The organism is Marinitoga piezophila KA3, from assembly GCF_000255135.1.
Taxonomy (GTDB): Bacteria; Thermotogota; Thermotogae; order Petrotogales; family Petrotogaceae; genus Marinitoga; species Marinitoga piezophila.
The window spans coordinates 1,497,763-1,521,778 of sequence record NC_016751.1 but is presented as its reverse complement, the minus strand read 5'-3'; the positions used below and the strand labels follow the sequence as shown (position 1 = coordinate 1,521,778).

The following is a 24,016-nucleotide window of genomic DNA, read 5'->3' as shown; positions in this document are numbered from 1 at the left end:
TTTTAATGGAAGGCTGGATACCCACAAAGAGACTTAAAAAAATTACTGAATTTGCTGATAAATTTTGCGGTACTGTTGAGCCAATTCATAGAAATATTTATCTTTATTTCGATAACGTTTTACGTGTGGCTATGACTGATGGTTGTGCCAATGCCGATATCTTTTTTTCAAAGGAATTTTTTCCTTTTAAAAATACATATGAAATCCCAATCCAACATTTAAAAGGACTCTTAAAAGGATTAAAAAGCAATTCTTCACCTTTTGTTAGAATGCTTGCTTTAGATGAAGGGTTGAAAATAGAATTAGATGAAATGATATTAAATATACATAGTAATAAAAATTCTACTATTCCTAAGATTAATGAAGATAAAATTACTTTTTTATTTGAAATGCGTTTAAAGAAATTTCTTGAATTGCTCGATTTCGCCAGCGTTCATTCTTATGAAGGGGAATTTATTCATTTTTTTTCAACAAAAAATAATGAAATATATGCTTTATCCGAAAATTTTAATATATCAGCTATATCTTTTTTTATAAAAAATAATATACATTTTAATAGACTTATTCCCTTTACAACTGTGCGACATATAATCAAATCACTCTCACTTATTTCTTCAAATGAAGTAATAAAAATATTTTTAGGAAAAGATCATATTATTTTAAAGGGACAGGGATTTATAATAAGTACATGCAGTGAAGTAAAAGAAGAGGTTATTGATTTTAAATTGCCTGATAATTTTATTGAAAATAAAAAAATAAAGATTTCTTCGTTGAAGAAATCTTTAAATCGTATTTATACTTCTATTCCACAAGGTTTACCTGTTTATATGGTATTTTCGAAAAAATCACATATTGTAAGCAAAGACAAAAATTCCACGCTTACATGGAATCTGGATCTTAATTTTAACCATAATTATTTAGTAGAAATAAAGCCAAGAAAATTAAGATCTTTACTTGCAAGGTTTTCAAATGATGAAATTAATATTGGTTTAAGTAAGAAGTTTATTGCTTTGTTTGATAATAATAAATATATTTTATTAAAGGTTTCTGAATATTCTGATTAATCTTCATCTATATATTTATATCCTAAAATTTTTACTATTCTCAACGTTTTGTCTTCTGCAGTATCAACAAGTTCATCATCTATTTTTACTATTGGTTTCATTTTATTGGCTTTATTAGATGCTACTACAATTCCTATTTTATTATTGCTTAACTGAACAACCATTCCAGCTGGAAATAATCCAAATGCATTTATTAAATGTTGAGTATATTCAGGGTCAAAACTTTTGGTTACATGTGATAATATAAAAGATAATGTCTTGTATGGCGTCCATGGATCCTTATATACCCTTTTACTTGTTAATGCATCATATACATCTGCAAGGGCTAATATTCTTCCAAATTCCGAGATATCCTTTCCTTTTTTCTTGAAAAAATATCCTGTTCCATCATATCTTTCATGATGCTCAATTGCACCTCGTAATATCTTATCGCTAACAAATCTATTATTTTCTAAAATTTCTTTTGTGTACATAACATGTTTTTTCATAACTTCAAACTCTTCTGCAGATAATTTTCTTGGTGCGTTTAATATTTCAAGATCCACCTTTGTTTTTCCAATATCATGCAATAATCCCGATAAAGCTAATTCTGTTAATTCATCACCTCTAATACCGGCCTCAAATCCTATTAAAGATCCCAGAATCATAACATTTAATGAATGAGAATACAGATATTCATCATATGTTTTTAATTTTTTCAAGGGTATATATATTTTGTCTGAAAAATTTTTTTGCATTTCATCGGTTACTGTTGAAGCAACCTCTGTTGCCTTGTCTATGTCAACATCTCCGCCTTTTTCCAGTTCAGCAAAAAGATCTTTTACCTGTGAAAAACTTCTTTCCAATACCTCTTTACTTAAAAAACTATGGGTATATGCCATTTCTTTTATATTCTGCACTGACTGTGCAGATTTTCTTTTTAATTCGTTTATTGGAACTTTTAATATATTATTTTTTTGAAGTGTGTTCAAAACATTGGAATCTATAACCTTACCTTTTTTAAATATGATATTGCCATCAATGTCTTTTACATCCATTGCCAATATCATACCGCTTTTTATTTTATTTAACGGTAAAAATTTCATTAAAATCCCCCTTATTCTATATAGATATAGTCTAAAACTTCAACTATTCTTATAGTTTTTTCTTCGGAAAGATCTATTGTATCGCCTCTATCGATTTTTATTAAAGGTCTGATTTTATTGGAACGATTTGAAGCTACTATAGTACCAAATTGTCCGTTACTTAATTTTACTCTCGTTCCAACAGGATAAACTCCAAAAGCATTTATTAATCCCTGAGCAAATCTTCCATCAAATTGTTTTTCAACATTACTTAATATAAAGGATATTGTTTTATATGGTGTCCATGGCCCCTTATAACTTCTTGTGCTGGTAAGCGCATCATATACATCTGCTATGGAAATAAGCTTTCCAAAATCACTTATCATTTCATTTGTTTTTCCTTCTAAATATCCTTTACCATCAAAACGCTCATGGTGTTCATATACCCCGGCAACAATCCCTATATCTTTAATATTATTCTGAATACATAATTCTTTACCAAACTTTACATGATTTCTCATTATTTGCATTTCTTCCTGAGTTAATTTTCTCGGAGCATTCATAATTTCAATAGGCACCTTTGTTTTTCCTATATCATGAAGTAATGCTGAAATTGATAAGCTTAACAATTCATCGCCTATAATACCCGCTTCTACACCCAGCAATGTACTTATAATCATAACATTCAAGGAGTGCGAATATAAATATTCGTCAAATGTTTGCAACTTTTTTAATGGAACAAATAGTTTATCTGAAAAGTTTTTTTCTATATCTTCTTTTATTGTTGAGGCAATATCCACTACGGTATCAATATCTATATTTCCAGAATCTTCCAGAACTTTAAATACACTTTTTATCTTTTTAAATCCTAAATCAAGATGCTCTTTGCTTACCACTCCATATTTTTGGGTTTCTTTTTGAAGACCTGTTATCGTATTTTTTTGATTTTTCACAGGAATGGTAAATATACCGCTTTTCTTTAAAACAGCAATAACCTTTTCGTCAAGCGGTGTATTTTTCTTAAATATTACTTTTCCCGTTGTATCTCTAACATCCATAGCTAATACCATTCCAAATTGTGCTTTATTCAAAGAAATTACTTTCATTTTATAACCTCCTGGATGTAGAGATTTGTATCGGGACCTGTTTGTATTTTTTCATTATCCACAAGAACCAATGGAAAAATTTCTATTTCATTTCGTTTTAGCACAATCCCTACCTGTCCATTATTCAATTTTACACGTGTTCCTGTTGGATAATATCCCGTAACTTCGTATAATTGTCCAACATAATACGGATCGAATAAAAAACCTGATCTTTTTAAAATCCATGATAAAGCTTCATATGGCGTATATCCTATTTCTGTTAATGAGGTATATGCGTCTGCAACCTGGGTAATTCTAACAAGCGGTGGAATTTTTTCACCTTTCATCTGAAATTTTCCTTTACCATCAAAGCGTTCATGATGATATAAAATACTATCCAATATTTCATGATTTAATACGTTTTTTAAACCCTGTAATTTTTTAAATGCAACAATTGTATGTAATGTGGCATTGGTTTCTTCACTTTCAAAATCGTTAATTACCCTATCGCCGAGCATTGCATAACCAATATCATGAATTAGTGCAAATTTCACCGTTTGTTTATACATAATATATGGTAATTCCACTTTTTTGGCAATTAATGATACTAAAATTGCTGTATTCATTGAATGATATAGTAAACTTTCATTTCCTATTGAATTTAGAAAATTCAATACTATATTTTCTTTTTTTATATCAAATTTTTTATATATCTCTTCTGTTAAATTGTTTAAGGATATATACAACTCTTCTTTAGAAAAATGACTAAAAACATGCCCAACGGATTCAATCCATCTATTATAAACCTCTTCATCTATTATAGGTGGTAACTCTTCAAATTCCTTTTCTACAAATCCCGTCCCAAGCGATTCAGAGGATAAAATCTCTATTTCTGTGATATCTGAGGAAATGAGCATCTTTATGGTCTTTTCATCTAATTCCTGACCCTTTTTTAAACTTAATCTATTTTTTAAGTTATATATATCTTCTCCTACAATCATGCCGGGTTTTAAATCCGTAATTTTTACTTTGCTCAAGTTTTCAACCCCAATAATTTAGGTTTTAGATCTTAACCTTTAGGTTTAACAACCGATATATACGGTTCATTTTCAAAAATTTTTATTGCGTTGTCCAGTATATCTTTTTTGCTTTGGGCATTAATTATATTAACAATATTATCAATATCTATTATCTTATCAAATGCAAGATAATAATCCAGAGCCAAAAATCCAAAATTAAGGCTATTTTCTGTTTCAAGCATATATCTTCCTGATAATCTTTTTTTACCATATTCAATCCATTTTTCTATATCTTCCATATTTTTTAAATTATTGATAGTATCAAAGATTATACCGTTTAAACGTTCAAAGTTTTCCGGTACTGTGGCTGCAAATATATTAAATACACCTGTTTCATTATAACCAGAATAATCTGCAGATATTTCGTATGCAAGACCTGCTTCTTCGCGTATTCTGGTAAATAACAACGAGCTCATTCCGCTTCCTAAAAATGTTTTTAATACCATAGAAGGATAAAAGTCCTTTGACATTTTTGATGGAGCTTTAAATGCATATGAAACATATATTTGAGATAATTCTTCTTTTTCCTTTTCTTTTCTTTGCACAGATTCCTTAAAAACCGGACTGTTAAATTTGTTTTTCTTTCCTTTTCTTTCAGGTAATAATGAACCTATTTTTAAAACAAGCTTTTCAAGTTCTTTCCCAGGTCCAACAAGCATTAAAACTGTATTTTCAGGTGTATATTCACGACTATAATAATCTTTTAAAATTTCAGCATTTAATTTTGAAACGCTTTCTTTGGTTCCCAATATCGGATTGGCAAATGTATTTGAAAACATTATTTTATTTAATTGTTCAAAAACATTATCAACTGGTTCGTCTTCATACATTGCAATTTCATCTAAAACTATTCTTTTCTCTTTTTCTATCTCATTTTCATCAAATTTTGCATTAAAGATAATATCCATTATTATTTCCAGTCCTATTTCAGAAGCTGTTAATGGAACTTTTGCATAATATGCTGTAAGATTCTTTCCGGTAAATGCATTTATTGAACCACCAAATTCTTCTATAGGCCTTTTTATTTCAACCATATTTCGGTTTTCTGTACCTCTAAAAACGGAGTGTTCAATTAAATGAGAGATTCCCATTACTTCTTCTGTTTCATGTGATGAACCATTTCTTACTGCAGCAATAACAGAGACACTCCTGATGGTGTCTCTGGGAAGTAACAAAACTTCTAATCTATTATCTATAACAACTTTTTCAATCATTCTTTTCCTCCGGCTTTTTTTCATAATGTCTTCGATTATTATTATTTCTTCTTGGAGCTGTTGGTTCTCCAAATTTTTTTAACTGAATCTTTCCACTGTCATCTATACTGATTACTTCAACCTTTATTACATCACCTATTTTAAACCCTTTTATAGCTTCTTTGGCGTCTTTTCCAAGGTTTGAGATATGCAATAATCCCTGTTTTCCCGGCAATATCTCAACAAATAATCCGTAATTTTCAATTCTTACAACTTTCCCATCAAAAGCTTCACCGGCTTTTACTTCTTTTATGATATTCTGGATATAATTAATTGCTTCTTCTATTTTCTTTAAATCAGTACCACTAACCTTTGTAAGACCTGTTTCATCATCTATTGAAACCTCTACATCATAATCTTTTCCAATACCTTTAATTACTCTTCCACCTGGTCCTATTACTTCTGAGATTTTATCAAGTGGAATTGTCGTTGTTTTAATAAGCGGTGCATATGGTGATAACTCTTTTCTTGGTTCAGGAATTGTATTATACATAATGTCAAGAATATGCAATCTTGCTTTCTTAGCTCTATCTAAAGCTTCTGTTAATACTTCTTCATTAACCCCAGCAACCTTAACATCCATCTGGAACGCAGTTATTCCATCTCTTGTACCTGTAACTTTAAAGTCCATATCTCCAAGATGGTCTTCCATTCCGAGAATATCTGTTAAAACAACAAATTTATCGTCTTCAAAGATAAGCCCCATTGCAACACCGGCAATATGTTTTGGCATTGGAACACCTGCATCCATTAATGCCAATGAACCTGAACATACTGTAGCCATTGATGAAGAACCGTTTGATTCTAAAATTTCAGAAACCACACGTATAATATATGGGAATTCTTCTTCTGAAGGCAATAAATTCTTTAAAGCTCTTTCAGCAAGATGTCCATGTCCAATTTCCCTTCTGCTTAACCTTAAACCCTTTACTTCACCTGTGGAATAAGGTGGGAAATTATAGTGAAGCATAAATCTTTTTTCGCCTTCTTCGAAAACTGTATCTATTATTTGAACGTCAAATGGCTGACCAAGAGTTACAACACCTAAACTCTGTGTTTCTCCTCTTGTAAATAATGCTGAACCATGTGTTTTTTCAAATAATCCAACTTCACAGGTTATAGGTCTGATTTCATCTATTTTCCTTCCATCGGCTCTGGTATTTTCTTCTATAATCATCTTTCTCATTAACTTTTTAATAGCATCATCAAATGCTTCTTTTAAGAATTTTTTATTTGCTTCATATGTTTCATTGTCCCATTTTTCAACATATTCACTCTGGAATCTTTCAAGCAATTCTTTTTCATAACTTCCAAGAGCTTCATCTCTATCCTTTTTACCTTTTACAAGAATTCTTTTCTTTAATTCTTCATTATCTATTAATTTTTCAAAATCTTCAACAAAACCTTCTGGAATTTCCGGTGGAACAACTTCCCATTTTTCTATATTAAATTCAGAAATTACTTTTTCCTGAAATTCCACAATTTGCTTTATTGCATCATGAGCAAACATTAAAGCCTTTACCATTTCTTCTTCTGATACTTCTAAGGCTTCACCTTCAACCATTGTTATTGCTTCTTTAGTTCCTGCAACAACAATATCCATCCTGCTTCTTTTTAACTCCTCCTGAGTTGGGAATACAATAAATTCACCATCTACATATCCAAGTCTAACACCTGCAACCATACCTTCAAATGGAATTGGTGAAACATTTAATGCAAATGATGCGCCTGTTATACCCCATGTTTCTATACTATCATCATTATCCATTGATAATGCAGTTACAATTACCTGAATATCATTATGAAAATCCTTTGGGAATAATGGTCTTATAGGCCTATCTATAAGCCTTGAAGACAATATAGCCTCTTCACTTGGCCTTCCTTCTCTTTTTACAAATCCGCCAGGAATTCTACCTATTGCATAAAATTTTTCCTGGAACTCTACTGTTAATGGCAAGAAATCAACGCCTTCTTTTGCTTCTTTTGAGGCAGTTGCTGTAATAAGTATCGCTGATTTCCCATATCTTAACAAAACAGATCCATGAGCCTGTTTCGCCATCTTTCCATGTTCGATTACAAGCTTCCTTCCAAATAATTCTGTTTCCCATACCTTCATTTATATCACCCCTTTTATTAAATTATAACATAAATAGTAGATTTATCCAATATTTAACATATTATAAATCAAAAAAGTTTGCTAAAATATTCAAATATTTTTATTTTTCTTTACAATAAAAACAATCCCGGACCGTGAAAGCCCGGGATTGTTTTTATATCTTAAATTGATTTAATTTTTCATTTAATTCATCCACTAATTTCGATAATTCCACCGATTTTTCACTTACACTTTCCATATCTTCGCTTTCTAATTCTATTTCTCTTGTAATTTCAGTAATTTCATTTGAAATTTCAAGAATCATCTGAGCAGTTTTATCGCTTGCTGCTGCCATTTCTTCTGTTGAAGCGCTTTGTTCTTCTGCACTGGCAGTTAATCCTTCAACTCTCATATTTATGCTTTCAACTCTTTCGAGAATCTCTTCAAACTTCTCTTTGACCTCTTCTGCACTCTTTTCAACATTTAAAATTACATTTACTGTTTCGTCTGTTGCCTTATTTGCCTCAGCTGCACCGTTTCTTATTTCATTTAATATCACCGCTATTTGTTCTGTAGCTTTTTTACTTTCTTCTGCAAGTTTTCTAATTTCATCGGCAACTACAGCAAAACCTTTTCCTGCTTCTCCTGCTCTTGCTGCCTCTATTGCTGCATTTAATGCCAATAAATTAGTTTGTTCTGTTATATTGGTTATGGTATCTACAATCTCTCCAATATTCTTCGCTTTTTGAGCTAATACTGCAACAGTTTTTTCCGTCTGTTTAGATTTATCAACTGCTTCACTGATAATTTCTGTAATTTCAATTATCGATTTTTCACCATTTTGGGTTAGTTCAGTTGTTATATTTACCTCTTGAGAAATTTCAACCGCTATTTCAGAAACATTCTGTGCTGCTGTTGATACTTCATTAACCCCAGAGGTTAATTCTTCTGTGGTAGCAGCAGCATTTTCAGCATTATTTTCTATTGTTCTTGCTTTATCTAAAATATCTTCATTTGCTGCACTGGTTTTTTCTGAAATATCTGCAAGATGATTTGATGATTTTTCAATTCTATCTCCTGCTTCTCTTAACCAGATAAATGTATTTCTAAGATTTTCCGTCATGTTCTTCAAAGAATTGGTAATCATTGCAACCTCATCTTTACCTTTAGCTTCAAACTTAACTGTAAAATCACCCTCTGCAAATTTATCAACTTTTTTACTTAATTCCATCAATGGATTTGATATTCTCCTTGCAAATATTACAGACAAAACAATAGATAAAATCAAAATAACAAAAGATGTGATTATAAGAATATTTTTTACGTTATTAGCAGATCTTAATGCTTCCAATACAGAAACTTCAGATACAAAAGCCCAATGAATATTTTTAAATTTAAAAGGTGCATATGCACTTAATACTGTTTTACCTTCAAAATTTTTGGTTATTAAAACTCCAGATTCACCATTTAATGCTTTTTTTACAGGTTCTGTTTCAACTTTTTGACTGAGAATTGTATTTAACCCTGCAATATTATTTCTCATTAAATAATCGTTTCCTACAATATAAGTTACACCTGTTTCCCCCATACCGCTATTATCCTGTAAAATTTTATCTATTTTTTCAATATTAATTCTTAATACTAAATAACCATATAATCCAAAATCTTCATCTTCAACCTTTATACCTGCAAAAAATCCCGGTTTACCAAAATAATTTCCTATTTTTGAAAAATGCACTTCATTGTCATTCTTTTCTTTTAAAGTCCTGTATAATTCAGATAAAATCGTATTTGCCTTATTTAAATCTGTTGCAAAATCTTCATTTTTACTTACCGAATACAAAACTAACCCTTTTGGAGAAATTAATAATAAATCGCTATACCCTTTTATATTAATAAAATCTCTAAAATCCTTCTGTAAATCTGAATGCATTACACTATAATCATAAAAAGTGCTCATAACTTCATCAGAAAAACCTGTTTTATCAAATTTTTCGTCATAATAATAGTCATATAATTGCGATTTGTCTTTGTATGGATTTTTTTCTATATAAATTTCTCTTAATGTCTTCATTATTGTATCCAATGTCATTACGTTCATAAAATCTTCAAAAAGATTTGAAGCATTAAAGAAACCATCCTTTATTTTTTCAAAATTTCTTACATATTCAAGATCAGAAGTTGTTTCTTCAAGTAAATTTCCTATAAATTCCATTTTTAAATTTCTCGCCATAATTAATTTATCTGTAAAACTCGCTTTTAAAGATTTTTGTGAATTTAAAATACTAATCCCCGAAAATGCCAATAATACCACCAAAAGCGATATTACAAAAAATGCCATAATCTTTCCCTGTATTTTCATGTTTTACCCCCTCGTTTAAATAATTTACAATTTATTATTATATCATCTGATACATTAATTTTCAAATAGCATCTTTGTTCTTTTTTTGGAAAATATAAATTCTTTCTTCAAATAATTGTGTGATATAATATCTATAGGCAAAATATAATAATATAATAATTGAAGGTGGCTTTAATGTTAAAAAAAGTAAAATTCTTTTTTAGAAATCTCTGGAAAGACCCTGGAAATAGATTATTAAGTATAATATTTGTTTTTATAATCCTTATAGGTTTTGTTTTATATTTTGCAGAAGTTGGTAAAAACCCGGAAATTAATAGCCTTTTTGATGCTTTCTGGTGGTTAATTGTTACTATCGCCACTGTTGGATATGGTGATATTGTGCCTTCTACTACTTTAGGAAAAACAATAGGAATGATTACAATAATTACCGGTGTAACTTTATTCTCTCTTATTTCAGGTAGTATTGCTTCAATTCTTGTTGAACTACGTATTCGAGAAAGGAAGGGGTTGGGTTACGTGAAATTTAAGAATCACATAGCAATATTGGGATGGAATAATCATCTTGAAAAAACAGTAGAAGCCATGAAAAAATTTATAAATGCCTCTGATTATAATCTTGTATTGGTAAACCAGGCGGAAGAAGAGGATTATGAAGATTTTCGTTCAAAATTTCCAGATTTAAATATAAAGTTTATTCATGGAGATTTTACAAAAGAAAACGTTTTAAACAGAGCAAATATTGCCCATGCAAAATATATTATAATACTTTCTGACACATATGGCGGACGAAGCCTGGAAGAATGTGATGAAAGGACATTAATAAGCATCCTTCTTATACGAACTATAAATAGTGAGGCTAAAATATTCGCTGAAGTTATAAAAGAAGAAAAAGCAAAATACATACTAAGAGCAGGAGCAGATGATATAATTTTAAGTAATGAATTTAATTCGGTACTATTATCTTCTGCACTAATATCTCCAGCATATCATATGCTAATGAGGGAAATTGTTTCTTTGGAAAATATGAGAGTAAAATTAATGCCAATTCCACGCTCTTTTATAGGAAAAACTTTCAAAGAGCTTTTTGAACACTTCAAACAGAAAGAAAACGCGCTTGTAATTGGTACATTAACAACCAAAAAAGAATTTACCATTAATGATCTTTTAAATTCCGATAGTTCTATTGACAATTTCATAAGACAGAAATTCGAAGAAGCAGAAGAAGACTTCTTTGAAGAAGAAGAAAAGAAAGAAAATTATGAATTAAATCTCAATCCAAATGACGATTATATTATTTCTGAAAATGATTCACATGTATTTGTGATAAAGTAGGTGATATTATGGCTGATATAGAATTTTTAAGCAAAATACAATTGTTTAAAAATTTAAACCACTCCCAAATAAAAAAAGTAGCAAAAATTCTAAAACCTATAAAATTTAAAGCCGATGAAATTATAATCGCCGAAGGAGAAAAAGGAGATACAATGTATATTTTCAAAAAAGGAAAAGTTCAAATAACCCATCAATTAACCCTTCGAACCGGTTCCAATCATTGGGAAGAGGGAGAAAAATCAATGGCCATTTTAGATGCCGAAAAAATTAATTTCTTTGGCGAAATGTCTCTTGTAACTGGTTCTCCACGTTCTGCAACAATAAAGGCATTAACAGAATGCGAGTTATATGAGATGTCAAAAGAAGATTTTGAAAAATTAGCAGAAGAGAATCCAGATATTGGATACAAAATCATGAAAGAAATTGCAGCTGTTTTATCACATAGAATTGAAGGATTAAACGAAAATATCTTAAAGCTAACAACAGCTCTAAGTATTGCACTTACCAAAAAGAAAAAATAGTCCGAAAAAATTCGGGCTATTTTTACAGTTATAACATTTTTCTAAATATATAATTTACAACAACCTGAATTGCTTTTTCATTAAATCCACCTTCGGGAATTATAATATCTGCATACTTTTTAGTGGGTTCTACATATGCATCATGCATTGGTTTAACTGTATTTGTATATTGCTTAATTACAGAATCCAAATCTCTTCCTCTTTCTTTTATATCCCTTTCAAGCCTTCTAATAAACCTTATATCGTTTTCTGTATCAACATATATAGCAAGATCATACATTTTTCTTAATTCTTCGTAATACAGGGCAAAAATACCTTCAACTATTATTATTGGTTTTGGTTCAAACTTCACAGATCCCACACGGGTAAATTGAGAAAAATCATATTCAGGTAAATCGATAACTTTATTTTCTTTCAGCATATTTAAATGTTCAAACATTAATTCATTTTCTATCATACTTGGATGATCATAATTATGCTTTTTTCTTTCCTCCAAAGTCTCATGGCTTAAATCCCTATAATAATTATCCATAGGCAATATCTCGCAATTTTCGGTTCCAAGAATTTCCCTCATTTTATATGCTACTGTTGTCTTTCCTGAACCGGTCCCTCCTGCTATACCAATAATATACATTTAATTCACTCCTTCATCTTTTTTGAATTGAACTTAATTCCAATTAAAATATATACCACAAATAATCCTATAATCCAATAACTTTCCTGAAGGCTTAAATTAGAATTTCTTTTTAATATTTCATTGGTTCCTATTTTCAAAGTTAGAATTTCTTCAAAAAAATAAACACTAAAAAACGATGCTATACCTGAAAAAATAATCAAGGTTAAATAAGAAATTATTTTATCAAAACTCTTAAATAATAAAATGGAAACAATTAATCCAAAAATGATTGAAAATCCCCAAGGAATATATTCAGGTTTTACAGATTTTAAAAAATCCAATTTATCCATTAGTCCGGGAAAAGAAGTACTGATAAAATCATATAATCCATAACCTATCATTCCACCCAAAACAAAACCGGCAATTTGAACAGAAGACTTAAAAAAACCATATGTTAATAATCCAATAATTATAGAAAAAATTAAATAAGCTATTCCTTCATTTCCCTTAATATATTCGAGAAATTGTTTTGAATATTCCCAATCAATAATAAATGGTATTATAAATAAATAACTGCTCAAAAATCCAATAATAAAGAAAATCAACTTTGAAACCTTTTTATAAAATAAAATAGAAAGCAGAGAAACTCCCAGAATTATATACCATGAATCGGCATATGTATATAATGAATTCAATGCTTCTGGAGCCATGTTTGTTATTGTAGCAATAATACTTTCCTCCATTTACTCACCCCCTGAATAATAAAAGATAACTTTTCTTTTATTATACCATACTGCTACCAGAAAAACATTGAAAAAAACAAAAATTCTTTAAAACTATCTATTTAGAAAACTTCATAAAAAGATTCTCTCATGCGACTCGATTGCTAATCCTCAAAAACTACTCATATACGCGGGGTCGCTCAGATTCCCCTTCCCTGGGGAAGCTTCGCTCAAAAAAACATCCTGTTTTTTTGTCCCTCTTCATTCGCAGTTTTTTTCAGGCAATCTTCGAGCATTCGTTCATCTTTTTATTCAGTTTTCTTTTTATTCTACTTATATAATAAAATATAATAAGAAAATAGATATAATAATATGAGCGAAGGTAAAAGGTTTTAGAAGCAGGTATTAAACAGTTGGAAAAAATAAAAGCGAGTGAAGGCTCGCAGAGTGCCTGATTATGTAAAAGAAAGTAGAAAAATAATATGAACGAAGACTAAGAATTTCCCGAAGCGTAATGCAGAAAATTCGGGTTGGAAAAACAGGACGTTTTGGAAAGCGAAGCACTTCATGGACGAAGTGTCTGAGCGTGCCGTATATAATAAAAATAGAAAATAATATTAATAAAAATTAATTATAAAAAATGTCAAAGAACATAATAATATTTTTGATTTTAAAGTTGTAAAATATAAATAGAAAAATAGTACAAATAGCTCTTTGAAAACAAATAACAATCATACGGAGAAAGATAGTCTGAGCGGCTAAGCTAAAAAGCTTGAGGCTGGGTAATTATCCACTCCTTTTAGCATGGTTTAGAGAATTAAGCGTTAAGCTTGTATCAATCACGGCCGTATGGCAAAAGGAGGTATTCTGTATGATTACTGTTGGAATTGACATTTCATCAACTAAATTTGATGTTGCCATATTTGATGGTGAAAAGTTTAAACACTATGTTTTCAAACAATCATATGATGGTTTTAATGAATTCTTTGATTTGATTAAAGGTATTGATGACGAGTATATGATTGCAATGGAATCAACAGGAACTTATCATGTTGCACTAAAACAATTCTTAAACAAAAAAGGTATTCAAGTTTTGGTTTTACATCCATATTCACTTAAAAACTTCATGAAATCTTTTAGTCATTCAAAGACTGATAAGATTGATTCAAAAAATATTGCTAAAGCTGTATATATACTAAAAGATTATGTAATAAAATCATCTGAACCTGAGGATTTGGTTTTAGAATTGAGAAATTTACTTAGAGCAAGAGAAAGTATTGCTAAAAATCTTGGTTCATTAAAAACACAATTAAAGAATGACTTAAAAAAGTATATGCCTGAATTGTTAAATCATTTTTCTAAGATGGATTCACCAGTCTTACTAAAATTATTATCAAGATATCCAACTTTAAATTCAATAATGAAACATAGAAGAAAAGCAACTAATTTACTTGCTTCATTTAAAAATTGGAATAAAGAAAAAGCATTAAAAGTAATAAACGATTTAAAAATTTCAATAGGAATTAGACATGACTCATCAGCAATATTGATTAAATCAAAAATAATTTTAATAAAAGATTATAAAGAACAACTTGAATTACTGGAAGAAGAAATACAAAGAATTGCAAATGAATTAATTGGAAACTTCAAAGATAATGATTCCAACGAGAAAAATAATAAACATAAAAATGAACGCGATTATGATAATCATGAAAGCAATAATAATCAAAATAGAAAAGATAAAAATATTACTGAAAACGAATATTATCAAGCGTATAGAGCGATAATGTCAATCCCAGATTCAGGTGAGTTAGTAACTCCATATACAATAATATCAGAAATAGGAGATATATCAAGATTTAAAACCAAAAGACATCTTGTTTCATATATAGGATTTGATCCAACAATATCGCAATCTGGAAAATATAGAAAAAACAAAAGAATATCTAAAAAAGGAAACAGTCATTTAAGACGCATATTCTCACTGTGGGCAGAAAGAATAATAAAATCTATTCCACAATACAAGGCGAAATATGAATCGCTAATAGAAAGAGGAAAACCAAGAAAAGTAGCACTAACAGCAATAACAAGAAAACTAATTGAACTGGTATATACATTGTGGAAAAATAAAACGACATTTAACTACGAATACTTAAATCTAAAAACTGCATAATAAAATTTCTAGAGAATAATATCAAATCATATATATTAAATTAAATCAAAGAAAAAATGTAAAATACCAATAAACTCATTACAGCATCAAAAGCTGTAAAAGGGGGTAATTTTCTAAGATTATCAAAGAAAAATTTTAACATACTTTTAAAATTTATATCTTGACTTTTTAGAGAATACCCGAATTTTCAAATGGAGCAAGGATCAGAAATTCTTGCCGTCTGAGTGAATATTATTTTTCTACTTTCAAAGAGAATTTTCGAAGATCAGCACTCAAGTCACCTGAACAAGCTTTTATTTTTTCCATCCCCCTCTTTTTATCAATTAATAGTAACGATTGCTATAAAATTTAGTAATGATTATATTTAATAAAATAAAAATAGCTATATATAAATTATTATAAAAATTCTGAAATTAATTTTGAACCTTTGAACCTACAAAAAAATTTATCGTCATATATAGTGGAAGTCGATGAAAAAGAAAAAAATGAAAAAGGAGGGGATAATATGAGCGAAATCAGAAGATATGAAAACAGAAACTTCTTTGAACCATTTGAAACATTAAGAAGAGAAATTGAAAGATTATTCGATGATTTTGGAACATTAGATACATTAGAAAGACCTGTAATGCCTGTAGCAATGCCAAAATTAGACATTTACGAAACAGAAAAAGAAATAGTAATTGAAGCAGATGTTCCAGGATATGACAAGAAAGAAATCAACATAAAATTAGATGATGACATATTAACAATTTCAGCAGAAAAGAAAGACACAAAAGAAGAAAAAGGCAAAAATTACTTAAGAAGAGAAAGATTCTTTGGAAAATTTGAAAGAGCTATAAAACTTCCAGATTACATAGACTATGAAAAAATAAAGGCTCACTTTAAAGATGGTGTTTTAAAGATTGAAATTCCTAAACTTCCAGAAAAGGTTAAAAAGTTCAAAGAAATTAGTATTGATTAATAGATAAAATTACATTACCCCCTTTATTAAAACAACACCCCTGATTTTCAGGGGTGTTGTTTTTATTTTAATTCATATTTTTCATCTTTAATTATATCTATAAATTCGAATTTTATTGAGTCATTTATTTCAACTATTAAAATACTATGTGGAGTATTATTCTTTGGCAAAGAAACACTTCCCGGATTAATAATTGTTATATCTTCTTTTTCTTCAAATTTAGGAATATGCGTATGTCCATGTATTAAAAATTGGCATTTATATTTTTTAGCAAGATTTTCTGCATCCTCAATTGTAGGATTCCAGCCATGTGTGAAGAAAAAATTAAATGAGCCATAACTTTCCACAGCATATGGAACCGGTTCAGGTATATTTAATAATTTCATATCTATTTGAGAATCACAATTACCTGTAATAAACGTTTTTCTTTTAAATTCATTTAATTTTTTAGATAATTCCATAGGATTATAACCTTCAGGCAAAGGATTTCTTGGTCCATGATATAAATAATCACCAAGATGGATAACTCTATCTGCTTCTTTTAAATACTTATACGCCTTTTCAAAATAAAACAAAGAACCATGTGTATCGCTTATTATAGCAAGTTTCATTTTTGCACCTCCAAAAAATACTTTTATTTAGCACATTTATATTTTATCATAATTTTACAATAAAAATAAAAATATGATATAATTAAGAAAAATCAACTATTTGAGGGGGAAAAGGTATGGAAATTTTATTTCTTGGAACAGCCGCTTCAGAAGGATATCCAAATCCATTTTGTTCCTGTGAAAACTGCCAGAAAGCACGTGAAGAAGGTAAAAAAAGCATTAGACTACGTTCAAGTGTTTTAATCGATGATAATCTATTAATTGATTTTGGACCTGATATAGTAGCTTCTGCAAATAGATTTGGAAAGGATTTAACAAAGGTAAAACATATACTTATAACTCATGGTCATTCAGATCATTTATTCATAAAAAACCTCGATTACAGAAATCCTGTTTTTTCCGGAACGTTCGATCAATTAGATCATGTTGATTTAATTGTTCCAAACAAATTGGGTTCAATAATAAAAGAAAGAACCGAATTACATAAAATCAGTCTTATGTCAGTAGAACCTTTTATTACACTACATATAAATGGATATATAGTATATACATTAAAAGCAAATCACACTTCAGAATACGGTGAAACACCTTTAAACTTCCTTATTGAAAAAGATAATGACTGGCTATTATACGGAGTGGATACAGGCATTTTTCTCCCGGAAACAATAGAATTTATAAAAGAAAAATTAAATGGAAAGATTATAAATAAAGTTATTCTTGATGCCACAATGGGAATTAACAAAAAATATCAATTCCATATGGATTTTGAAGAAGTTATTTCAACAAAAGATTTTTTTGAAAAAATGGGAATTATCGATAATAACAGTAAAGTTATCGCTACACATTTTTCTCATCTTCACAATCCAATTCACTCAGAATTAGAAAAATTATACTCAACTAAAGGTATTATAACTGCTTTTGATGGACTTAAAATAAAATAATCGGACGGTTTTAACCGCCCGATTATTTTTTATATATTTATTACTTATTTAATGCTGTTTTTATCTTTTCAACTGCTTCTTTTAATGCCTGTGCAGGTTCTGCCTGACCATTGATAATCTGGCTTAAAGCATCACCCATTGGTCCCCATACTGCACCCATTTCCGGAACATTTGGCATTGGTTCTCCGCCAGCTGCACTCTTTACAAATCCATCTACTATTTCTTTTGGAACTGGTCCACCTTTTTCTTCGATTATTGCTGCTACATCTGTTCTTGCTGGTAATCTTGGATCTGCAAGATAGAACTGATATACTCCTTCTTTTGTTGCAAGATAATTAATTACAAATTCTTTTGCCAATGCTTTGTTTTCGCTTCTTGCATTTATCATTAATCCCTGTACTCCAACAAATGGTTTTCCATAATGTCCATCTGATAATTCTAATTCTGTTAATGGTAATACTCCAAAATCAATACCAGCATTTATATAATCTTTTACTGCCCATGGTCCATTGATTATCATTGCTGCTAAACCATCTTTAAACATTGAATCCATTGTTCCATAATTTGCACCCTGTGGAATTAATCCTTCATCAAAGAATGATTTTATTAATTCTGCCCCTTTAACTGCACCTTCATTTGCAAGCCCTATATCTGTTGTGTCATATCCATTTTCTTTTGTCCATTTAAATACATATCCACCATTTCCTGCTATAAATCCATATGAGAAATAGAAGTTACCTGCATCATATACTAATCCTAATGTTTCATCTGTTGTATATTCTGCTGCTAATTCTTTTAATTCTTCTATTGTTTTTGGTGGTTCTTCAACATAATCTTTATTGTATAATAATGCAACTGCTTCAATTGCATATGGAACACCATATAATTTTCCATTTACTGTGAACGCATCTAGTCCTGATTTTGCAAATTTATCTGTTTCTATTGCTGAAAATGGAATTGAATCAATAAGTCCATTTGCTGCTAATTCTCCAACCCAGTCATGAGCCCCTATAATAATGTCTGGACCTTCTCCTGCCTGTGCTGCTGTTAAGAATTTTGATTTTATATCTCCAAAGTTTACCTGTTGTACTTCAACTAATATTCCTGTATCTCTTGTAAACTTTTCTCCATATGTTTTTATGAAATCTGCCTGTTTTTCTGAACACCATATAACAATTTTGTTAGATGCTGCAAATGATGTAATTGCAAAAATTACCAATAATAAAATAATACCAAACTTTTTCATCTAAAACCCTCCTTTGATGTTTATATATCTTTTTTGTAACAAGTTACAAAATTAATTATAACACAAAAAATACTTTTTTCATTTACTTTTTCCGGTATTGTAAAGCCAAAAATGTCGATAATATTCAAATATTCTTAATAAAATTTCAAATTCTTTATTTTATAACTAAAAATAGCATATTTTGGTATTCAATTTTATATCCAATAAAAAACCGATTATATATCTCATCTGTAAATAAAGTCGATTCTATATCAAAAGTTGCTGCATTATCTATATATGAAAAAGAATTAATATCAAAGTTTGTTTTAAGCATATTTTCTATTGTTTTATATTCTTCTGTTGAAATATCCTCAACTTTTATTCTTATTGGCAATCCATTTGCAAGATAATCCATCCATTTTTTTATTATTTCCATAGAAATATCATCGCTTATTAAAGAAGAAACCTTATTAATAGCTCTATTTATTGCACCATCAACAGTTATATCAGCACCACTGGAATTTTTCGCCATACCTGTTATAAGCTTTCCATTGCCAACCCAATATACTTTTAAATCCAGATTAGCTCTGGCTGTTTTTAAACCTTGATATTCTCCTAAATATTTACTATGTATATCTCCAACAATCAAAACATCAAAATCAAATAACTCCTTACTTAAGTCAATAGAATTGTAACTTTTCAATTTATATTTCATAAGTTCATTACTATGAACAACGTTAAATCCATATTTTTCAGTTAGTTCACTGGCAATTATATTTTCTGGAGAAAAATTATACTTAAGACTATTCTCTTCAAAAACATGTATTAATATTCCTATTCTTGGTTTTCTCATCTGTTGTAAAATATAGAAATAATCTTCATCTGGAATTTCTGGAGAAACATAATATTTTACTTTTACCGTGAATATTCCATCTTTTTCACTTTTTTCCAGAATTTCTGATTTCTTTATAAATCCATATGTTTTTGATAATATTTTTTTATCCACTAATTTATAATTTCTCACAGTTGTTTGACTATAAACCTTCATACCTACAATATTTTGCAACGCCTGAACCCTTGCATTGGCCTCAGCATCTTTATAACTTATTCCTTCTCCAATTACCACTATTTCTTTATATAATACTTCTGAAATATTGCTAAAACTTTTAAATATATCTTCCTTTTTATTTTGCTGACTCGAACATCCTGAAAAAATTATTAATAAAAATAATAAAATTAAAAAAACTGTTTTTCTCATTTACATTAACCTCCCAGATGATACCTACCATTTTCTTCAAATATAATCTTATTCATTACCAGAATTGTTAAACGTTGCAACACAAGAGGTGTTGAAAGCCTGGTATAACTAACAATACCTTCAAATGTGTTATATCCATTATCAATTGCCATAATTATTTTTAAATCATCTTCATTTTCTATTCTTTTTGTTTTTTTATTTTCTTCTATATTAAATATCTCTTTTAAAACCTTTTCAGAAATCAAAGGAATTGCTCCATTATAAATTAATTCATTTGTACCCTCTGAACTTTTTCTTGTTATATCTCCAGGAATAGCATATACATCTATCCCGCTTTCAACAGCCAATCTTGCGGTAATTAAAGAACCGCTTTTTTTAGCCGCTTCAACTACTATAATGCCTTCGCTTAAACCAACAATTATTCTATTTCTTTCTGGAAATCGAAATGGCGTGGCAGGCGTCCCCGGCCTATACTCTGACACAATACATCCACCATTATTCAGGATATCTTCATATAACTTCACATTACTTCTCGGATAAGCAACATCAACTCCACTACCAAGCACAGCAATAGTTTTTCCAGACTTTAAAGCTCCTTTGTGCGCTGCCGCGTCTATCCCAAAAGCCATTCCACTAACTACTACATACTTTTCAGCAAGTATCTTTGCAAAATTTGTTGATATATTTCTTCCATATGCAGTACATTTTCTAGAGCCAACAATTCCAATGGACTTCTCATATAATAAATCAATATTTCCTTTTACATATAATACCAATGGAGGATTGTATATTCTCTTTAATTTTTCAGGATATTCATTATCAAAATATGTTATTATTTTTATCCCTTTTGCTTCAACATCTTTATAAAATTCTTCCAATTTACCATAGTCTATTAACGGAATCCTATTTTCTTTCAAATGTTTTAGAATTTTTAAATTATCTTCTTTTAAAAATTCCTTCATCCATATAAGACTATTTCGATTCATTGGCAACATCCTTTTTATGTTCTTTAATTTCTCTTGTTAAAAAATAATTTAAAGTAGTTCTAATTGCTATAATAGATGCTAATTTACCAATATCATCCCATGTAGGCGCAACTGTTGTTTTTAATATACTCGCACCAATCAAAAAACTCAAACTCAAAGAAAATGAATGCCCTAATTCAAGCCTACTTTCCCAAATAGCATCTTCTGATCTATCCCCAAATAAAACATCCCTTATAAAAATTCTAAATGCCACTATCATTCCAAAAACAATTACAACAATAGCCAATATATATGAAAAATCGGCAATATAATCAACAAGAATTTCAACATAATGATGCAAATTCATAAAAATTCCCCCTCTTCTTACAGGCATTTATTATAATTATAACATAGGATGTTTAATAATAAAAAAAGTGAAAACTGAATACTCGCAGAACACCCATCTGTATATATAAAGAAAAATAATATGAACGAAGACTAAGAATTTCCCAAAGCAAAGATTACAGGATAGTTGGAAAAAATAAAAGTTCTTTAAAAATATCATTCTAGAAAACTTCATAAAAAGATTCACTCATGCGACTCGATTGCTAATCCTCAAAAACTGCTCATATACGTGGGGGCGCTCAGATTCCCCATCCCTGGGGAAGCTTCGCTCAAAAAAACATCCTGTTTTTTTGTCCCTCTTCATTCGCAGTTTTTTTCGAGCAATCTTCGAGCATTCGTTCATCTTTTTATTCAGTTTTCTTTTATGTTTTACTTATATAATAAAATATAATAAGAAATAAGAAAATAGAAATAATAATATGAGCGAAAACTTGAAAATTCCGAAGAGAAACAACTATGATTGAGAAAAATAAAAACGAACGAAAACTCGCAGGTTGCCAGGTTGTATAAAAGAAAGTAGAAAAATAATATGAACGAAGACTAAGAATTTCCCGAAGCGGGGATTACAGGATAGTTGGAAAAAATAAAAGCGAGTGAAGGCTCGCAGAGTGCCTGAGAAAATTGTGAGTGGAAGGGGTCAAAATCACACGGATGTGATTTTGAGTGAAGACGAACATGGACGTGAGTCTGCAACGACCCCTGAGAACGAGCAATTTTCGAAGATCAGCACTCAAGTCGCCTGAACAAGCTTTTATTTTTTCCAACACAAAGAATTTTCAAATGGAGCGAGGATTAGAAATTCTTGCCGTCTGAGTGAATATTATTTTTCTACTTTCAAAGAGATTTTCCGAAGATTAGCACTCAAGTCGTACAAATGAACTTTTATTTTTCTCAATCAACATCAAAAGGACGAACACAAATGTGAGTCTGCACATAAAATAAAAACCGGTGAGAAAATTCTCACCGGTTTTTATTTTAATCATCTATAATTACTTTTCAACACCTATTAACTTCTTTACAAATGTTGGAAGCGCGAAACTTGCAACATGTATTTCTTCATTATAATATTTTAATGTATCTTTCTTTTCAAAATTCTTTAATTTTTCAGGATTGAAATCCTTTAATGGATCTAGTCCCTTTGAAGCAAATGTATAACTCCACATTCCTGATGGATATGTTGTCATGAATCCCATATAAACCTTTGCTACAGGAAATGCGTTCTTTATTCTGTTGTATGCAATTCCCACCCATGCTCTGTCATAGAAAGGATCTTCTGTTTCTGCTGAGAATACACCGTTTTCTGTCAATGCATCTCTACATGCTTTATAGAAATCTTCTGTAAATAAGTGTCCACCTTCACCTGCTGTTGGATCTGTTGAATCAACAATAATTACATCAAAATAATCTTTGAATTGCTTTATATATTCTGCTCCATTTTCATTAACTATTTTCAATTTTGGATTATCAAATTCAACACTTGTTGTTGGCAAATATTTTCTTGCTGCTTCAATAACCATTGGGTCAATTTCACACAAAATTACTTCTTCTACTGATGGATGTTTTAAAACTTCTCTTGTTGAACCTCCATCTCCACCACCAATTACCAATACCCTTTTTGGATTTGGATGAATGAACATAGGAACATGAACTAACATTTCATGATACATAAATTCATCTACTTCTGTTGTCATTGTAATTCCATCTAAAGAAAATACTCTACCCAATTCTGGATTTTCAAACACATCTACCCTTTGATATTCACTCTGACCAGAAAATAAAATCTTATTCATTTTCATGAATAATCCTACATCGCCACCTGTATACCATTCCATGTATAATAAATGTCTGCCTGGTTCTAAATTCTTTTCCATTCTTATCCCTCCCTTAAGCTTCTACCTTGTGTGGAGAATTTTCATCAATACCAATTTCTTCATAAACGCCTCTTAAATGTTCTACTGTTTGTGCCCTTTGTGAATTAAATGCTTTCTTTAAAAATTCAAATCCTTTCCATGGATCAACATGATCGCCACATGTATAGATATCAACGGATGCGTATCCATATTCTGGCCATGTATGAATAGCAAAATGTGATTCAGAAACTATAACAGCTCCACTTACCCCATGGGGCAAAAATCTGTGGAATGTTGAAGTTACAAGAGTTGCTCCTGATTCAATAGAAGCCTTTTTCATTAATTCTTCAATTTTATCTACATCATCTAAAATATCTTTATCACATTCATAAAATTCTGCTACAATATGTCTTCCCAATGATTTTGCCATATAC

The 24,016-nt window shown here is 29.8% G+C and carries 21 protein-coding genes; 6 read left to right on the top strand and 15 right to left on the bottom strand.

Annotation, left to right across the window (positions count from 1 at the left end):
* Window positions 1-5: 5 nt before the first annotated feature.
* Entirely contained in the window at window positions 6-1,064 is a 1,059-nt protein-coding gene (locus MARPI_RS07175) for a hypothetical protein (protein ID WP_014296924.1), read from the top strand.
* Here the strand turns inward: MARPI_RS07175 and MARPI_RS07170 are convergent.
* The 6 genes from MARPI_RS07170 to MARPI_RS10780 all read right to left on the bottom strand — a co-directional run bounded on the left by MARPI_RS07170 (window position 1,061) and on the right by MARPI_RS10780 (window position 10,002).
* Window positions 1,061-2,149 carry an HD-GYP domain-containing protein gene (locus MARPI_RS07170; protein WP_014296923.1) on the bottom strand — a complete coding sequence of 363 codons (1,089 nt, stop codon included), beginning with the start codon at window positions 2,147-2,149 and terminating at the stop codon, window positions 1,061-1,063. The two genes, MARPI_RS07175 and MARPI_RS07170, sit on opposite strands and share 4 nt — an antisense overlap.
* Before the next feature lie 11 nt (window positions 2,150-2,160).
* On the bottom strand, window positions 2,161-3,234 hold the full coding sequence (locus MARPI_RS07165) for an HD-GYP domain-containing protein (protein ID WP_014296922.1): 1,074 nt from the start codon (window positions 3,232-3,234) through the stop codon (window positions 2,161-2,163).
* Window positions 3,231-4,250 (bottom strand): HD-GYP domain-containing protein, encoded by a 1,020-nt coding sequence (locus tag MARPI_RS07160; protein ID WP_041638557.1) that lies wholly within the window; start codon window positions 4,248-4,250, stop codon window positions 3,231-3,233. The genes MARPI_RS07165 and MARPI_RS07160 overlap by 4 nt, the downstream gene beginning before the upstream one ends.
* Before the next feature lie 32 nt (window positions 4,251-4,282).
* A complete protein-coding gene (locus MARPI_RS07155; protein WP_014296920.1) occupies window positions 4,283-5,506 on the bottom strand; it encodes a M16 family metallopeptidase in 1,224 nt (407 codons plus the stop codon).
* The gene (gene pnp / locus MARPI_RS07150) at window positions 5,499-7,661 is read right to left on the bottom strand and encodes a polyribonucleotide nucleotidyltransferase (RefSeq protein WP_014296919.1); all 2,163 of its coding nucleotides are present in this window, start codon (window positions 7,659-7,661) and stop codon (window positions 5,499-5,501) included. The genes MARPI_RS07155 and pnp overlap by 8 nt, the downstream gene beginning before the upstream one ends.
* 154 nt (window positions 7,662-7,815) lie before the next feature.
* The gene (locus tag MARPI_RS10780) at window positions 7,816-10,002 is read right to left on the bottom strand and encodes a methyl-accepting chemotaxis protein (protein ID WP_014296918.1); all 2,187 of its coding nucleotides are present in this window, start codon (window positions 10,000-10,002) and stop codon (window positions 7,816-7,818) included.
* A gap of 174 nt (window positions 10,003-10,176) precedes the next feature.
* On the opposite strand from MARPI_RS10780, the gene MARPI_RS07140 reads away from it, so the two are divergent.
* Window positions 10,177-11,334 (top strand): potassium channel family protein, encoded by a 1,158-nt coding sequence (locus tag MARPI_RS07140; RefSeq protein WP_014296917.1) that lies wholly within the window; start codon window positions 10,177-10,179, stop codon window positions 11,332-11,334.
* Between the two features lie 8 nt (window positions 11,335-11,342).
* Entirely contained in the window at window positions 11,343-11,855 is a 513-nt protein-coding gene (locus MARPI_RS07135; RefSeq protein ID WP_014296916.1) for a cyclic nucleotide-binding domain-containing protein, read from the top strand.
* 28 nt (window positions 11,856-11,883) lie between these two features.
* On the opposite strand, the gene udk is transcribed toward MARPI_RS07135, so the two are convergent.
* Together udk and MARPI_RS07125 are read right to left on the bottom strand one after the other, a co-directional pair.
* Window positions 11,884-12,489 (bottom strand): uridine kinase, encoded by a 606-nt coding sequence (udk, locus tag MARPI_RS07130; protein WP_014296915.1) that lies wholly within the window; start codon window positions 12,487-12,489, stop codon window positions 11,884-11,886.
* A 5-nt stretch (window positions 12,490-12,494) separates the two neighbouring features.
* Window positions 12,495-13,214 (bottom strand): hypothetical protein, encoded by a 720-nt coding sequence (locus MARPI_RS07125; protein WP_014296914.1) that lies wholly within the window; start codon window positions 13,212-13,214, stop codon window positions 12,495-12,497.
* Window positions 13,215-14,064: 850 nt separating this feature from the next.
* Between MARPI_RS07125 and MARPI_RS10775 the strand changes: the two genes are divergently transcribed.
* Window positions 14,065-15,366 (top strand): IS110 family RNA-guided transposase, encoded by a 1,302-nt coding sequence (locus MARPI_RS10775; protein ID WP_014296913.1) that lies wholly within the window; start codon window positions 14,065-14,067, stop codon window positions 15,364-15,366.
* A gap of 505 nt (window positions 15,367-15,871) precedes the next feature.
* Complete coding sequence (locus tag MARPI_RS07115; RefSeq protein WP_014296912.1) at window positions 15,872-16,327, top strand: Hsp20/alpha crystallin family protein; 456 nt, start codon at window positions 15,872-15,874, stop codon at window positions 16,325-16,327.
* A 62-nt stretch (window positions 16,328-16,389) separates the two neighbouring features.
* On the opposite strand, the gene yfcE is transcribed toward MARPI_RS07115, so the two are convergent.
* Window positions 16,390-16,938 carry a phosphodiesterase gene (gene yfcE, locus MARPI_RS07110; RefSeq protein WP_014296911.1) on the bottom strand — a complete coding sequence of 183 codons (549 nt, stop codon included), beginning with the start codon at window positions 16,936-16,938 and terminating at the stop codon, window positions 16,390-16,392.
* A 116-nt stretch (window positions 16,939-17,054) separates the two neighbouring features.
* On the opposite strand from yfcE, the gene MARPI_RS07105 reads away from it, so the two are divergent.
* Window positions 17,055-17,879 carry an MBL fold metallo-hydrolase gene (locus MARPI_RS07105; protein WP_014296910.1) on the top strand — a complete coding sequence of 275 codons (825 nt, stop codon included), beginning with the start codon at window positions 17,055-17,057 and terminating at the stop codon, window positions 17,877-17,879.
* Window positions 17,880-17,919: 40 nt separating this feature from the next.
* Here the strand turns inward: MARPI_RS07105 and malE are convergent, their stop codons facing one another.
* From malE to speD, 6 genes are all read right to left on the bottom strand, one after another.
* Entirely contained in the window at window positions 17,920-19,125 is a 1,206-nt protein-coding gene (gene malE, locus MARPI_RS07100; protein WP_014296909.1) for a maltose/maltodextrin ABC transporter substrate-binding protein MalE, read from the bottom strand.
* A gap of 154 nt (window positions 19,126-19,279) precedes the next feature.
* Complete coding sequence (locus MARPI_RS07095; protein ID WP_014296908.1) at window positions 19,280-20,362, bottom strand: hypothetical protein; 1,083 nt, start codon at window positions 20,360-20,362, stop codon at window positions 19,280-19,282.
* Between the two features lie 5 nt (window positions 20,363-20,367).
* On the bottom strand, window positions 20,368-21,348 hold the full coding sequence (gene dprA / locus MARPI_RS07090) for a DNA-processing protein DprA (protein ID WP_014296907.1): 981 nt from the start codon (window positions 21,346-21,348) through the stop codon (window positions 20,368-20,370).
* Window positions 21,335-21,694, bottom strand: coding sequence for a DUF1622 domain-containing protein (locus MARPI_RS07085; RefSeq protein WP_014296906.1), 360 nt, complete (start codon window positions 21,692-21,694; stop codon window positions 21,335-21,337). Before MARPI_RS07085 ends, dprA begins: the two co-directional genes overlap by 14 nt.
* Window positions 21,695-22,721: 1,027 nt before the next feature.
* On the bottom strand, window positions 22,722-23,603 hold the full coding sequence (gene speE, locus MARPI_RS07080; RefSeq protein WP_014296905.1) for a polyamine aminopropyltransferase: 882 nt from the start codon (window positions 23,601-23,603) through the stop codon (window positions 22,722-22,724).
* 13 nt (window positions 23,604-23,616) lie between these two features.
* Window positions 23,617-24,012, bottom strand: coding sequence for an adenosylmethionine decarboxylase (gene speD, locus MARPI_RS07075; RefSeq protein WP_014296904.1), 396 nt, complete (start codon window positions 24,010-24,012; stop codon window positions 23,617-23,619).
* Window positions 24,013-24,016: the final 4 nt, after the last annotated feature.